Origin of the sequence: Nonomuraea recticatena (assembly GCF_039533245.1) — a bacterium.
GTDB classification, from domain to species: domain Bacteria; phylum Actinomycetota; class Actinomycetes; order Streptosporangiales; family Streptosporangiaceae; genus Nonomuraea; species Nonomuraea roseola.
Window position 1 is genome coordinate 66,175 of the sequence record NZ_BAAATE010000026.1, and the last position, 14,484, is coordinate 80,658.

Annotated in this window: 11 protein-coding genes and 1 tRNA gene; 7 read left to right on the plus strand and 5 right to left on the minus strand. The window is 69.4% G+C overall.

The window, feature by feature from the left end:
- Positions 1-296: 296 nt before the first annotated feature.
- Both ABFX50_RS36390 and ABFX50_RS51505 read right to left on the minus strand, forming a co-directional pair.
- A complete protein-coding gene (locus tag ABFX50_RS36390; RefSeq protein ID WP_346152967.1) occupies positions 297-899 on the minus strand; it encodes a DUF2314 domain-containing protein in 603 nt (200 codons plus the stop codon).
- Positions 896-1,201 (minus strand): PadR family transcriptional regulator, encoded by a 306-nt coding sequence (locus ABFX50_RS51505; protein ID WP_379505885.1) that lies wholly within the window; start codon positions 1,199-1,201, stop codon positions 896-898. The genes ABFX50_RS36390 and ABFX50_RS51505 overlap by 4 nt, the downstream gene beginning before the upstream one ends.
- Positions 1,202-1,959: 758 nt before the next feature.
- Between ABFX50_RS51505 and ABFX50_RS36395 the strand changes: the two genes are divergently transcribed.
- Entirely contained in the window at positions 1,960-2,352 is a 393-nt protein-coding gene (locus ABFX50_RS36395; protein ID WP_346152969.1) for a hypothetical protein, read from the plus strand.
- Between the two features lie 243 nt (positions 2,353-2,595).
- On the opposite strand, the gene ABFX50_RS36400 is transcribed toward ABFX50_RS36395, so the two are convergent.
- Positions 2,596-3,495, minus strand: coding sequence for a GntR family transcriptional regulator (locus tag ABFX50_RS36400; protein ID WP_346152971.1), 900 nt, complete (start codon positions 3,493-3,495; stop codon positions 2,596-2,598).
- A 145-nt stretch (positions 3,496-3,640) separates the two neighbouring features.
- On the opposite strand from ABFX50_RS36400, the gene ABFX50_RS36405 reads away from it, so the two are divergent.
- The 3 genes from ABFX50_RS36405 to ABFX50_RS36415 are packed head-to-tail and all read left to right on the plus strand — an operon-like array spanning position 3,641 to position 6,413.
- Positions 3,641-5,074, plus strand: a complete 1,434-nt coding sequence (locus ABFX50_RS36405; protein ID WP_346152973.1) for a replication initiator — start codon at positions 3,641-3,643, stop codon at positions 5,072-5,074.
- Positions 5,071-5,271 carry a helix-turn-helix domain-containing protein gene (locus ABFX50_RS36410; RefSeq protein ID WP_346152975.1) on the plus strand — a complete coding sequence of 67 codons (201 nt, stop codon included), beginning with the start codon at positions 5,071-5,073 and terminating at the stop codon, positions 5,269-5,271. The genes ABFX50_RS36405 and ABFX50_RS36410 overlap by 4 nt, the downstream gene beginning before the upstream one ends.
- Positions 5,268-6,413, plus strand: a complete 1,146-nt coding sequence (locus tag ABFX50_RS36415; protein ID WP_346152977.1) for a site-specific integrase — start codon at positions 5,268-5,270, stop codon at positions 6,411-6,413. Before ABFX50_RS36410 ends, ABFX50_RS36415 begins: the two co-directional genes overlap by 4 nt.
- A gap of 75 nt (positions 6,414-6,488) precedes the next feature.
- Here the strand turns inward: ABFX50_RS36415 and ABFX50_RS36420 are convergent.
- Positions 6,489-6,565 (minus strand) — tRNA-Pro (locus tag ABFX50_RS36420).
- 323 nt (positions 6,566-6,888) lie between these two features.
- Between ABFX50_RS36420 and ABFX50_RS36425 the strand changes: the two genes are divergently transcribed.
- On the plus strand, positions 6,889-8,622 hold the full coding sequence (locus ABFX50_RS36425) for a GMC oxidoreductase (RefSeq protein WP_346152979.1): 1,734 nt from the start codon (positions 6,889-6,891) through the stop codon (positions 8,620-8,622).
- On the opposite strand, the gene ABFX50_RS36430 is transcribed toward ABFX50_RS36425, so the two are convergent.
- Positions 8,612-10,549 carry an alpha-amylase family glycosyl hydrolase gene (locus ABFX50_RS36430; protein WP_346152981.1) on the minus strand — a complete coding sequence of 646 codons (1,938 nt, stop codon included), beginning with the start codon at positions 10,547-10,549 and terminating at the stop codon, positions 8,612-8,614. The genes ABFX50_RS36425 and ABFX50_RS36430 overlap by 11 nt on opposite strands.
- An 87-nt stretch (positions 10,550-10,636) precedes the next feature.
- Here ABFX50_RS36430 and fxsT point away from each other — a divergent pair, with 87 nt between their 5' ends.
- Both fxsT and ABFX50_RS36440 read left to right on the plus strand, forming a co-directional pair.
- On the plus strand, positions 10,637-13,735 hold the full coding sequence (gene fxsT / locus ABFX50_RS36435) for an FxSxx-COOH system tetratricopeptide repeat protein (protein WP_346152983.1): 3,099 nt from the start codon (positions 10,637-10,639) through the stop codon (positions 13,733-13,735).
- Positions 13,736-13,763: 28 nt separating this feature from the next.
- The gene (locus ABFX50_RS36440) at positions 13,764-14,477 is read left to right on the plus strand and encodes a DUF72 domain-containing protein (protein ID WP_346152985.1); all 714 of its coding nucleotides are present in this window, start codon (positions 13,764-13,766) and stop codon (positions 14,475-14,477) included.
- The last annotated feature ends 7 nt before the right edge of the window (positions 14,478-14,484 follow it).

The following is a 14,484-nucleotide window of genomic DNA, read 5'->3' on the forward strand; positions in this document are numbered from 1 at the left end:
TCCCGTCTGCCGTCGTCCCACCGCGAAGCGGCAGCGGGCCGGGAACGGAGGGTCAAGCCTGGCTTCACTCACTCTCGCCGCCGCCTTCTCGGCTGCTCGTCATCCGGCCTGCACGGCCAGGCTTGAGCCGGAGGAGCCGGTCTGCTGGGCTCTGCCTGGGCGACGGCAGACGGGACGATCAGCCTCTCGGCCACCCACTATCTCTATCTCGACGACTGGACGTTGATCATCCCGGAGCCGGAATCCCCGCCGGAGGCAGGGCTTACTTGTCGGAGTTGAGCGGCTGGCGCCTTGTCTCACGCGGACGCCGACGGCAGAGCGTCAGGGGAACGATGATCATCCTGTACGTCCCAGTCGATATCGATGACATGCTCTCTCTTGAATCTGATCTTGTCGCCATGAGTCAATCGTGGGATGCCGATTGGCTGATTTATGAGTCTGCCGGTCACGTGTCGCTTCTTGATCTCGTCAACCTCGACCCACATCCGCTCGCCCCACCCGTCCTTCATGCGGAACATCAGCTTGACTCTGATCCCCGGAGCGATCGCCTGCTTTTCTTCCTCTGAAGGAATCCAGAAACTGTCAGGGTGCTCGCGGTTCAGCTTGACGCCTGAACCCAGGTTCCATCGATCGATGATCCGACCGGTCGCCGCCCACATCAGACGTTCCCAAACGCCTTCTATCAAAGCCACTTCGATCTGCTCGCAGACCCAGAACGGCCGTTCGACCCGAGGCACAGCGCTCAGCTCTGCAAGCAACTCTTGCCGCCGGGGATCATCTCGGGGGAACGCGAGAACGATCAGGCGTAGCAAGAGACGAGGGGCGAAGCCGAAGACCGCGAGGGCCACGACGAGGGCCGGCCACGAGACGATGGCATCTAGTAGTTCCGCGATCATCATGCGAGCTCCCCGAGGAGCGATCTGAATCTCACGTCGCTGCGAGCTTGTGAGAGAAGAGCTCCGAGCTCACTGACGCCCTGGTCGGTCAGCTTGTAGTACCGGCGTGGCGGTCGCTTACCTAGCCCTTCTGCCTCCTCCCAGCCATCTTCAAGCCATCCCTCATCCAGCATTCGGTGAAGGATCGGATAAAGCACTCCCGATCGCACCCCCGCCCGTTTCGACAGCTCGTAACCCCACTGGCGACCCTGGATGTCCTCCATGAGTGCCAATGCCACTTGGATCAGCGCATGCGTCCTTCTCATAGCTCGTAGTCTACATAGGGTAGATTACGACGCACAATCAACACGTCGGGGCCGTGAGGCGAGGAGCCACTCCGCCGGCATGCCACGTGACGTCCGGCTCGACAAAGAGGATTTGGGCTACGATCTACCCCTGGATTGCTGCGTTGAGCCCGGTAGAACCGGGTCTGGGAATGTGGTGGTGTGGGCTGTCCTATCTGCTCATGTTCATCGGCTTGCGGTTCACAAAGGCTGAGGAGGATGGATTGGAGACGCCTATGCACAAGATCATTCGATGGGTAACTCCTGCTGCGTTGGTCTTTTCGGGAATTTTCGGCAACCTCGCCGCCACCGCAGTACCAGGCTGAGCGCAGCACTCATAAGATCCTTAAGGGGAAGCCGTGACCGATAGGCCGATTGACCCGTCTCTGCCAAGTGATCAAGTCTTGCTCGAACGAACCAAGCAACGCGTCGCGCAGGCTGTGGAGCGCGCCTTGGCTCGCGGAGCGCTCGTACCCGGGGCTGACGGCATCGTCCACATAAAGAACGCTGAACTGGATGAGTGCGACAATCTCTGGGTTGACGGCGTTCGTATCGACTGAATCACCCCAGGTCATCCAGGTCCAGCCAAGGCTGGAACTGGGCGATAGCAACTAGGCAAACGGTTCGAGTCGCCCCTGCGACACAATGATCTCGTGAAGCGATTCGATGCAGCAGGAGCCGACCTGGTCCCTGGCCAACGGGTCCGAGTCCGAGTGACCCAGCAGCACTCATGGGGTGTCATGGTGGAGATCCTCGGTCACGAGAGCATCAGTGCATCGATCGATGGTGCGGCGATCGATAGCCCCTCCGGCGCCGGCCGGGCGTGGCTTGGCGAGTATCCGGCTGTCGGGACGGAGGTGGACGCCGTGGTGCAAGAGATCCGTCGATGGAGTCCACTGGCGTGGGTGCGTCTGACGATTCGATCTCAGGATCTTCACAGCTTTCAATGGCTGTGCGACTTCTGCGGCACGCCCACCGTCCTCAGTCCGGGAGGCGATGGCGTGGTCATGGATGTCAGGAGCGCTGACGGCCCTGGCAGCCACGCCATCGCCACGCACCGAGAATGTCTGAGAAGCCGTCTCCATGAGTCGAGCAGCGAGCACGCGCGTGTCGACTCGGTGGGTCGTCGATGAGCGATGGCTGGATTGAGGGCCGCGTAGCGGTGGGGGCCGGCGGCGGTACGGCGCTCAGGTCGCTATCTGGACTCAGCAGTCTGAATGGTCTGTGCTAATTGATCGTCACGCCGCCGTGGAGCGGGGGCGGTGCGCGCCGGGACCGGCCCCAAGGCCGCACGCCCGGCGCGCAGCCGCCCGGAGCGGGCGGCGGCGTGGCGAGCGGAGCGAGCCCTTGAACCCAGTAAAGAAACTCTGAGCCGCCTACAGCGCGAGCACGATCGGGCCGTCCGGGCTCATCTCCGGCCATCCGCTCTGCTCGTTGGCCGAGGTGGGGGAGTGGTCGGTGGCGGCTTCGCTGATGGTGGTGGTCTCGAACTCTTCGGCTGCGGCTTTGATCTCGGTGGCTTCCAGCGGCTGGCCGTCGCGGCTGAGCATGATGCGGCGGATCAGCAGGATGGGCGCTCCAACTTCCAGGCGCAGGCGTAGGCGTTCGGTCTCGTACGGCATGCGGGCGGTGACGGTGGTGAACCACTCGATCGGGCCCCGGTCGGCCTGGATGAGCTCGTAGAACGGTTCGTGTCTGGGTTGGACGCGGCCGTTCTTCTTCACCGGTGGGGGGATGACGTCGGCGTTGGTGTAGGAGTTGACCTCGATGAAGCGCTTCTTGACGTGCATCCACAGGTTGAGCCGGTGCACGACCTTGTGGCCCAGGCGGGTGCCGAGCATCGCGGCGATCTCACGGTTGGCCGGGATGGTGAGGGAGCGGCCGTAGATCTCGCCGCCTTGGCCGTCGTCTTCGCCGGGGAGGGGCAGACGCAACCACCCCCAGGACTGGTTGATCTCGTTGAAGCTCAGGTCGACCAGGTCCAGGCGCGGTTCGGTGCCGAGCAGGATGAGGAAGCGGTCGGGGATGGTGCGGACGAAGGTGCCGCGTCCGCGCACGATGGTGACCAGTCCTTCGAGGACCAGGGTTTTGAGGGCCTGGCGGACGGTGGGGCGGGAGACGCTGTAGCGGCTGGCGAGCTGGGTCTCGCTGGGCAGGGGGCTGCCGGGGGTGTAGTGGCCGTCCAGGATGTCGGCGCGCAGGGCTGAGGCGATGACGCGCCAGATGGAGTCGTCGGTGGGTCCGGGTGGCTCGTCGGGAATGTCGTCGAGTTCCATGCATTTCCTTCCGCTCGTCTCTCCACTTGTACTACAGGCTGACGTACCATCAAAGCATGACACAACTTGTAGTACATGCTGAAGCACTGGAGCGGCCTAGACGAGAGGACGGTGATGCGCCATGACAGCCCCACAACCCGACTGGATGTCCGACTTAGCGCGCCTGATCAACGACCCCGCATACGCCCGATGGCAACGCATGGTCGCCGCAACCGGCGGCTGCGCCCGTCCCGTCCACCTGAGCGGCGGCTCGGAAATCGTCCACGCAGATACCGGCGAGATCCTGCACGACTACCAGTCCGCCGACGGACCCGGCGGGCACCTGCTCAAAGCCTGCGGCAACCGCCGCGCCTCGGCCTGCGCGGCCTGCTCGCAGGTCTACCAGGCCGACACCTTCCACCTCATCCGCGCGGGCCTGTCCGGCGGCAAAGGCGTCCCCGAGACGGTCAGCGGCCACCCTCGGGTGTTCGTCACCCTGACCGCCCCCTCGTTCGGGCCTGTCCACTCCCACCGCGACGGTCGCGCCTGTCGCCCTCGCAAGCCCGGCATGCTGTGTGATCATGGGCGGCCGGTCGGCTGCCGCACCCACCACCACCCGCAGGATGACCGACTCGGTCAGCCGATCTGCCCCGGCTGCTACGACTATCGAGGGGCGGTGCTGTGGCAGGCACACGCGGGCGCACTGTGGCACCGCTTCACCCTGACCCTCCGCCAACAGCTCGCAGCCGACGCGGGCATGAGCCGACGCGCCTTCGCCCAGCGGGTGCGCGTCTCCTTCGCCAAGGTCGCCGAGTACCAGCGGCGCGGCCTGGTCCACTTCCACGCCATCATCCGCCTCGACGGACCTGACGGACCGGATCAGTCACCGCCGGACTGGGCTGATCACCATCTGCTGGTGCGAGCGGTTCCCGTCGCCGCCCGAGCCGTCGAGCTGCTGTCGCCCGCCAGCGAGCTGGGCCGATGGACGCTCGCGTGGGGTGACCAGCTCGACATCCGCCCCATCCTGCTCGACCCCCGCGCCGACGGGCTCAGCGAACGCGCGGTGGCGGGCTACATCGCCAAGTACGCCACCAAGGGTGCCGAAGCCTCCGGCACCGTCGATCACCGTTTGTCCTGCTCGGCCTGCCGTGGGCGGGGCCGGATGAGCGTGATGGCCGCCTGCGGGTTATGCCACGGAACCGGTCTCAAACCCGGCCTGCACCTGGACGCGCTCCCGGTCAGCGAGCACGCCCGCACCATGATCCGCACCTGCTGGGACCTCGGTGCCCGACCCGAGTTCAAGGCACTGCGGCTGCGGCCATGGGCGCACATGCTCGGCTTCCGCGGCCACTTCTCCAGCAAGAGCCGCGCCTACTCCCTCACCCTCGGCGACCTGCGAAGCGCACGCACCCGTCACCGCGCCGCCCAAGCCCGCCAGCAACACGGCCTGCCCGCCTCCGACGACGCCACCACCCTCGTCCTCGGCCACTGGCGGTTCGCCGGAATCGGCTACACCCCCGGCGAAGCGATCATCGCCGAACACATCCGCCAGCGCGTCCAGACCGCCCGCCGCATCGCAGCGGAACGGGAGGAGCCATGAGCGCGCCCATCCTGATCCACTCGCGGCGGCTCTACCGCGTGTGCGACGCCATGCGAATTCTCAGCCTCAGCCGCAGCGTGATCTACGAACTGATCCGATCGGGCCGTCTGCGCTCGGTCACTCAGGGCCGCACCCGGCTGATCCCGGCCTCGGCCATCGACGACTACATCGCCCTACTCGAACGGGAGGCATCATGACCGCACGACGTAGCAGGGGAGACGGCGGCCTGCACTGGGACGAGCAACGGCAGCGCTGGATCGCCTCGGTGACGGTCGGCTACACCCCGGCCGGAAAGCGCATCGTCAAGAAGGCCAGCGGCAAGACCAAGACCGAAGCCAAGGCCAAACTGAAGGAGATCATCCGCGATCATGATGACGGTCTGGCCAGCGGTCCTGCTCACTACACGGTCGCCGAGGCCGTGACGAGCTGGCTCACCTACGGTCTCCACGGCCGCGACCCCAACACGGTGGCCAACTACCGCACGCTCTGCGAGAAGCACGTCATCCCCGATCTGGGCGCGCGAAAGCTGCGGGAGCTGAGCGCCGAGGACGTCGACAGGTGGCTGATCGGCAAGGCCAAGGTGCTGAGCACCCGCACGGTGCGGCTCCTGCACTCCTGCCTCAATCGGGCGGTGAAGTTCGCCCAGGCGCGTGACAAGGTCAAGCGCAACGTCGTCGGCCTGTCCGAGGTCCCCGAAGGGAAGGAAGGGCGGCCGTCCAAGTCGCTGACTCTGGACCAGGCGGTGGCCGTCGTGCAGGCGGCGGAGGGGACCAGGATGTACGCCTACGTCGTCCTCTCGCTGCTGATCGGCGCTCGGACGGAGGAACTGCGAGCGCTGGTCTGGGAGGAGGTGGATCTCGTCGGTGCCCCGGACAAGGACATCCCGCCGTGGATCGCCGTGTGGCGGTCGGTGCGTGCGGGTGGTGACACCAAGACCCGGCGCTCACGACGCTCTCTGGCGCTGCCCAAGCGGTGCGTGGAGGCGCTCGAAGCACACCGGGCGCAGCAGCAGAGGGACAAGGCTGAGGCGGGCAAGAAGTGGAAAGATCACGACCTCGTCTTCGCCTCACTCGTCGGCACGCCACTCGACGCGCACAACGTGCGGCGGGCCTTCCGGAAGATCATCAAAGATGCGGGTCTACGCGCCTACTACTGGACCCCGCGCGAGATGCGGCACAGCTTCGTCTCGCTGCTCTCGGACTCCGGCGTCCCGCTGGAGGAGATCGCGCGGCTCGTCGGCCACAGCGGGACGGCCGTCACCGAGGCGGTCTACCGCAAGCAGATCCGCCCCGTCCTGCTCGGTGGAGCTGGGGTGATGGACGAGATCTTCACCCGGTAGTCACTCAGTTAGTCACTCAGGAATGCGAAAAGGTGCCACCCTTACGAGTGACACCCTCATCGACCAGCGAATATCTGGTCGGGACGACAGGATTTGAACCTGCGACCCCTTGACCCCCAGTCAAGTGCGCTACCAAGCTGCGCTACGTCCCGCCAAGCTTCCGTGGAACCTTTGTGGAGGTGTTCCGCGGCGGCCTTGCGTGGAAAACACTATCACGATCGGCGGGCCGTTCTGTGCCATCTCGTGCCGGGGCAGCGGGAGATGCTCCGCTGCCCCGGCCGCCCTCGCCGGTCCCCGTCGCTGTTGGGGCGGGATGACGAGCCGCGCCTCCCCAAGGCGCCCCGTGTCACTGCCGGCTCGCGCTCCCGCCCGGTTCCCAGCATTCCCTTCCCCGGTTGTCAGGACCTTGCATTCATTCGCAAGCGGTCTATAAGTCGCATGCGGTGAGATCACCCCCAACGCGGGAGGTATGGCGATGGGGACTCTCACGATCGTGCTGCGCGGCGGCAGCGTCAGGCCGGATGCCAGGCTGTCGGTGCGCAGCGGTCTCGACGGCTGGCAGGAGGATGTTCCCTGCGAGTACGTCAGCGGCGCCGACGAGTGGCGGGTGCAGCTCCAGGGCGAGGGCCCTGTGGAGTTCAAGTTCCGCTGCGACGGCTCATGGGAGCGCGGCCCCAACAGGGTCGTCGAGAACGAGCACGTGGCCACCATGGTGGGCAGGCGGTACGAGCTGTTCGAGGAGCCCGACGACATCCCCGTGGCCGACTCGCTGGCCGCCCGCGCGCACTTCCCTCCGGTCGGCACCGACCAGGACTTCGACTACATCGTGGTCGGCAGCGGCGTCGGCGGCGGCACGCTGGCGCACAGGCTGATGGTCGAGAGCGGCGGCGCCGCCAGGGTGCTGGTGCTGGAGGCGGGCGGCTACCTGTTCCCCACGCACGTGGGCAACCTGCCCAGGCGGCACGGCCCGTACGTCAACCGCAGCGTGTGGGAGCTGTGGAACCAGTTCAAGGTCAGGCGTTACAGCTCCGAGCAGCCGCTCGACCTGGCCCAGGCGTTCTGTCTCGGCGGCAGGTCGGTGTTCTGGGGAGCGCTGGTGCCGCGGATGGCGCCCGCCGAGTTCGCGGGGTGGCCTCAGGAGGTCAGGCAGGACCTCGAGGGCGGCTGGTACGACATGGCCGAGGACCTGCTCAACGGCAGCGCCATGCCGAAGGACACCCTCTGCGGAACAGTGGGGGCCATGCTCGGGCAGGAGCTGCCCGACCTGGCCGGCGACCAGGCGATGCTGGCCGCCGAGCACGCCTCGGGCAACGGCCTCGGCATTCCCTCCGGCATCTTCTCCACGGCCGCGTTGCTCATGGAGGACAGGCTCAGGGCGGGCTGGGACGAGCGCCTGCACGTCAACCTGCACCACCAGGTCTGCGGCTTCGCCTTCGACGGTGACGCGGTGACCGCCGTCGACGCCTTCGACCTGGTGGCCGGCGTGCAGCGCAGGTTCAGGCTGGCCGAGGGCGGCAGGGTGATCCTGTCCGCCGGCACGATGGGCACCCCCGTGCTGGCCCGCGCCGCGGGCCTCTCGCACGAGCTGGCCGGGCGCGGCATCACCGACCACCCCACCTATTACTGGAAGTTCTCCGTCAAGGACGGATCTCCCGGCTACAGCGCCGAGGACGCCGCGAAGGTCCTGCTCAGGGGTACGGCAGGCGACATCCCCTTCAACGCCGTGGTCGAGATGGGCGTGAACCTCAACCAGTACCACGTGGACGAGGACCTCGCCCTGGACGAGGCCGACATGCCGTGCGAGGTGGTCTTCTTCACCGCCGTGCCCCTGGAGGAGCGCAACAGGGTGGAGGTGCGCGGTGAGGGCAGGCGCGCCCGCCCGCACCTCGTCATGGCGCACGTCGAGGTCGAGGGCCTGGCCGAGGCCTTGGAGCGGATCGGGGCCGCGGTGATGGACGCCGTCGGCGGCACCCCGCTGCACCCGCTGCCGGTGCGCTCGGAGCTCGGCGCGGTCGGCCACGAGGTCGGCACCATGCGGATGGGGGTCGACGCCGCCACCGGCGTCGTCGACCCCGACCTCAGGGTGTACGGCAGGCGCAACCTCTACGTCTGCGACCTGTCGGTCTTCCCGACCTCGCCCGCCGCCAACCCCTCGCTCACGCTCGCCGCCCTCGCGATGCGCCTGGCCGCCGGACTGGTCAACGGTTGACGGCCACCAGCACCGACAGCGGCGGCAGGTCCTGGATCTCCACGTAGCGGGCGCCGTCGGGCGAGGGCAGCACCGGCACCGTCGAACCCACGGGGTGCTTGGTGGCCCCGCCCACCTCGGCGGTGTTGGCCACCACGGTGAAAGCCGTCGCGGTCGCGTTGAGGCCGGCGTCGACGTGCAGCCTCGCCGTGCGTGACTCGGTGGCGCTGGGGTTGACCACGCACAGGGCCTCGTCGCCCGCCAGGATGCGCGACCAGCCGACCACCTCGCCGGCGGCCGGCGCGGTGAAGGAGCCGTCGGCCCTGCCGAGCGCGCGCAGGTACTGGCGTCCCGCCGACAGCACCGGATGCGCCGCACGGGCCCTCAGCAGCATGCGCACCCGCTGGTAGACCTCGTTGTCCTGGTCGAAGACATGGTGGCCTGAGGTGCCGAAGGGCCCGAAGCCCGGCGTCGAGGGGTCGGGCGCGTGCCCGCCGAGCTCGCGCGGATGCTCGGGCCCGAACATCGCCTCTCGCAGGTAGATGTCGCCGGCCAGGTCCCTGACGCCCCACCCCGGCAGCCACCCGCGCTCCTCCGGCTCGGGCCCGGTGAGGCCCTGCTCCATGCCGTAGTAGAGGCAGGGGATGCCGAGCAGGAACAGCAGGAGCCCCGCCCCCACGACGGTCCGCTCGGGCGAGGACTCGGCCATGCCGAAGCGCAGCTGGGGGGCGATGGCGAGGTTGTCATGGTCGTCGAGCATGGAGACGTACCTGCTGCCGAGCGCCCTGTGGCTGAGGTCGAGCGGCAGCGTGAAGCGGCCGAACAGCTCCTCGGGCGCGGCCCTGCCCTCCGCCACGGCGCGCAGCGTCGCCCTGGTCTCGCCGGTCTCCAGCACGGCTGACAGGTCCTGCCCCACCAGCTTCAGGTACTTCTCCTGGATGGTGTCGCCGCCGCCGACCTCGCCGACGATGAGGAAGTTCTTCTTGCCCAGGCGCTCGGCGTACTCCCTGATCGCCCCGCAGAAGGCGCGGGCGTGCTCCAGGGGGACGTGCTTGAGCGTGTCCACGCGCAGCCCGTCGAGGTCGGCGAGGGCGATCCAGTAGCTGTAGATCTCGATCATGGTCTGCAGGCGCGTCCCCATGTCGAGGTCGCGGCTGAACCAGTCGGCGCGGCGGTAGGGCGCGTCGGGGTCCTCGTCCCCGCCGGGCCCGAAGCTGCCGCCGTCGCCGCCCGCCCTGGTGTAGGACTCGGGGCTCTGTAACTCCTCGGGCCACACGCCGTGGTCGGGGCCTGTCGGGACGATCCCGCGCGGCAGCCTGCCGCCCTTCCCGTCGCGCCAGGCCCCGAAGTCGTACGGCGGGCCCGCCCTGTACGGCGGGCGCACCACGTCCTGTCCGTCGAGGTCGTAGTCCCAGTTCTCGCCCGAGTGGTTGAGCAGCACGTCGAGGATGACCCTGATGCCGCGCCGGTGCGCCTGCCGTACGAGCGCGACCAGGTCGGCGCGGGTGCCGAGGCGCGGATCCACCTCCATGAAGTCCTGGACGGCGTAGCCGTGGTAGTCGTCGGGCTCGGCGGGCCCGCCCTCGACGCCGGCCACGGGACGCTGCTTCCACACCGGGCCGATCCACAGGGCCGTCACGCCCAGATCGTCCAGATATTCCAGTCTCGAAGCGACCCCTGACAGCGTGCCGCCCTGGTAGCGTTCCCGTCCTGATCTGGCCCACCGGTCCCAGCGCCAGCCCTGCGGCCTGGCGGCCCACAGGTCGGACCTGTCCAGGAGCGGGCGCTCGCCTTCCCTGCCGTCGCTGAACCTGTCAGGGAGCAGGAAGTAGATCACCTCGTCCCGCCAGTCCGAGGGGGAGGGGTGGTAGCCCTGCCGCTCCGGCCACGGAGCCCCCTGGACACGGCGCGGCGCGGGTTGGCCGACGATCTCCTCGACGGTCGCCATGAGGGGCGCACCTCCAGATTCGCTTGGTTTGAGCCCAATGTGTGACGCGTTACAGTCGCTTGCAAGCATGTAGAAGGGAAGCGCAGCATGGAAGCCCGCGTGGAGATCGGGATCCTCGGCACACTCGAGGTCCTGGTCGACGGCGCGCCTGTCGCGTTAGGCGGGCACCAGAGGGCCGCCATCCTCGCGGTGCTGCTGCTCAACCACGGCGACGTGCTGAGCGCCGACCAGCTCATCGACCAGATCTGGGCGGGCAGGCCGCCGCGCAGCGCGACCAACACCCTGCACGCGCACGTCTCGCGGCTGCGCAGGACGCTCGGCGGCAACGCGTTGCTGCAGTCGCACGGGCCCGGCTACCGGCTGGTCATCGATCCCGAGCTGGTCGACGCCCACAGGTTCGAGCGCCTGGTCACCAGGGGCAGGGACGAACTGGCCAAGCAGGACTGGAGCGAGGCGGTCGCCGTCCTCGACAGCGCGCTGTCGCTGTGGCGAGGCCCCGCGCTCGCCGACTTCAGCGCCGACCCGTGGGCGCAGTTCGACGCAATCAGGCTGGAGGAGCTGCGCTACGCCGCCGAGGAGGGCCGCACCGACGCCGAACTGGCCCTCGGCAGGCACGCCGAGGTGCTGCCCAGGCTGGAGCAGCGGGTGGCCCGCCACCCGCTGCGCGAGCGCTCGGCCGCCCAGCTGATCACCGCGCTCTACCGGTGCGGACGGCAGGGCGACGCACTCAACGTCTACGACAGGGTGCGCAAGGTTCTGGCCGAGGAGCTCGGCGTCGATCCCGCGCCCACCCTGCAGGCCCTGCACCAGGCGGTGCTCACCCACGACCCCTCGCTGATGGCCGAGACGGTCAGCGCGAGGCCCGCCAGGCCCGCGCCCCGAAGGAGGGTCAGCAACCTGCCCGCCCGCAACCGCGTCTTCTGCGGGCGCGAGGAGCTGCTGGCCGAGCTGGGCGAGGCGCTGTCGTCGGGCCACCCGGTCGCCCTGTACGGCATGGCGGGCGTCGGCAAGACGCAGGTCGCCGTCGAGTACGCGCACCGGCACGCCGCCGACTACGACGTGGTGTGGCGCGCCTCGGCCGCCGAGCCGCTGGCTCTCGCGGGCACGATGGAGGACCTCGCGCTGCGGCTGGGCGTGCGCGAGCGGGCCGACAGGGCAGAGCTGGCCGGCGCGCTGCGCGACAGGCTCGCGGGGATGGACAGGTGGCTGCTCATCCTCGACGACGCCGAGGACGCCTCCTCGCTGCAGGCGCTGGTGCCCGACGGCGGCGAGGGGCACGTGATCGTCACCTCGCGCAACCCCGCGTGGGGCCAGCACGCCGTACCACTGCGCATCGACCCGTTCTCCCGCGAGGAGTCCGTCGCCTTCCTCGAGCGCCGTCTCGGCCCGCAGGCCGGCTCGAGCGGCGCGCCCGAGCTGGCCGACCAGCTGGGTGATCTGCCGTTCGCGCTGGAGCAGGCCGCCGCCTACAGCGAGCAGACCGGCATGACCTTCGAGGAGTACACCGACCTGTTCAGGCGCAGGGCCGACAGGCTCCTGACCCGCGCCGCCGAGCGGGACGAGACCTTCGCCACCTCCTGGCAGCTGGCCTTCGAGCGGGTGCGCTCGGCCTCGCCTGCCGCCACCGAGCTGCTCTACCTGTGCGCGTCGCTGGGCGGCGACGGGCTGTCGCTGCACCTGCTGCGCGGCCTGACCGGCGTGCTGCCGCCCGCGCTCGAGGCGGCAGTGGCCGACGAGGTGGGCCTGCAGGACGCCATCGCCCATCTGCTGCGCCACTCCCTCGTCGATCGCGACAGGGGACGGCTGCGCATGCACAAGATGGTCGGCGCCGCCGCCGTCGCCACCCTGTCGCCCGAGGCGCGCAGGCAGTGGCTGATGAGCGGCATCCGCCTGGTGGAGGCCACCGCCCCCGCCGACCCCGACAACCCGACGCACTGGCCGCACTGGGACGAGGTGCTGCCCAGCCTCATCCACCTGGCCGCGCAGGCCGAGAGCGTCGGCACCGTGCCGCTGGCGCTGCCGCAGCTGCTGTGCGGGGCCGGCCGCTACCTGACCACCAGGGCCTCCTTCGAACGGGCGGCCAGGCTGTTCGAGACGTCGCTGACGCTGCTGCGCCGCGCGGGCGGCTCCGACGCCGACCTGGCGGCCGTCCTGACCGAGCAGGGCAAGCTGCTGGAGGTGGTCGGCGACCTCGAGGGCGCCATAGCGGCCCAGGAACAGGCGCTCACGCTGGCGGAGGGGGCCTTCGGCCCCGACCACCCCGGCGTCGCCTACGTGCTCAAGCGCCTCGGCGACGTGCTGGTCTGCCAGCGCCGCCTGCCTGAGGCCAGGCGGATACTCGAGCGCGGCCACGGCATCCTGGCCTCCCGCGACGACGCCGACGGCAGGGAGCTGGCCAGGATCGGCCGCGACCTGGGCTTCGCCGCCTGGCTCGCCGGTGACCTGACCTCGGCCCAGCAGTGGCTGACCCGCTCACTGACGGCCTCGCGCAGCCTGCTCGACCCCGGCCACCCCGACGTCGCGCACTCCCTGTCGGGCCTCGGCCTGGTGCTGCAGGACGCGGGACGCCGCGAGGAGGCCATCAAGCTGCAGGAGCAGGCGCTGTCGCTGCTGGTTGCCGTCTACGGCGAGGAGCACCCCGAGGTGGCCCACACCCTCGACAAGCTGGGCTACGCGCTGCGCCTGGTGGGCCGCTACGACGAGGCGCGGCTGAGCCACGAGCGGGCGCTGGCCATCCTGGAGGCCTGCTACAGCCCCGGCCACGGCGAGGTCGGCATGCCGCTCACCAACCTGGGCCTGGTCTACCAGGAGATCGGCGACCACGATCTGGCCCAGGAGCACCAGGAGCGCGCCATGGGCGTCTTCTCCGCCGTCTTCGGCCCCGACCACCCGCACGCCCAGCTCGGCGCGCGCAGGCTCGGCATGGCCAGGCTCCTCGGCGGGCGCGTGGTCGAGGCCAGGGAGCTGCTGGAGAGCGCCGTGACCGGCACCGAGCGGGCGCTCGGGCCCGGCCATCCCGACGTCGGGCGGGCCCTGCTCGACCTGGCCGCCGTGCACGAGCGGCTGGCCGACATGCAGGCGGCGAGGGAGTGCCGCTCGCGCGCCGAGCGCATCCTGAGCGCCGCCTACGGCCCCGGCGCCCTGCGCGGCGGCGGCTCCCCCTCCCTGCCCGCGGGAGCCGGTTGACGCCTGCCTGCTGGGTAGGGGGAGCGGCATGGCGACGCACGTGGGGACCTCCGGCTGGCAGTACAAGGACTGGCGCGGCGTGCTGTACCCCGAAGGGGTGCCCCAGCGGCTCTGGCTCGAGACCTACGCCGAGACCTTCCCCACCGTGGAGAGCAACAACGCCTTCTACCGCCTGCCCTCGCGGGAGACCTTCGAGGGCTGGGCCGAGCGCACCCCCGGCGACTTCGTGATGGCGGTCAAGGCCAGCAGGTTCCTCACCCACATCAAGCGCATGAGCGATCCGGAGGAGCCGGTCGAGCGGCTGATGAACGCCGTCGCCGGGCTGAAGGACAAGCTCGGCCCGATCCTGCTGCAGCTGCCTCCGACGCTGCGCGCCGACCCCGCCAAACTGGAGCGCTGTCTCGCCTGCTTCCCCGACGGCACGAGGGTGGCGGTGGAGTTCAGGCACGTCTCGTGGTGGACAGGCGAGGTCAGGGCGGTGCTGGAGAAGCGGGGCGCGGCGCTGTGCTGGGCCGACCGCCTAGGCCGCGCCCAGAACCCGCTGTGGCGCACGACCACGTGGGGATACGTGCGCCTGCACGAGGGCAGGGCGACGCCCCGACCTGGCTACGGCGAGGCCGCGCTCCGCTCGTGGGCCCGCCGGGTGCGCGAGGCCGGATGGGGCGAGAGCTACGTGTACTTCAACAACGATCCAGGAGGGGCCGCCGTCAGGAACGCCCAGCGATTCGCCGCCCTCGTCTAGGGTTGGC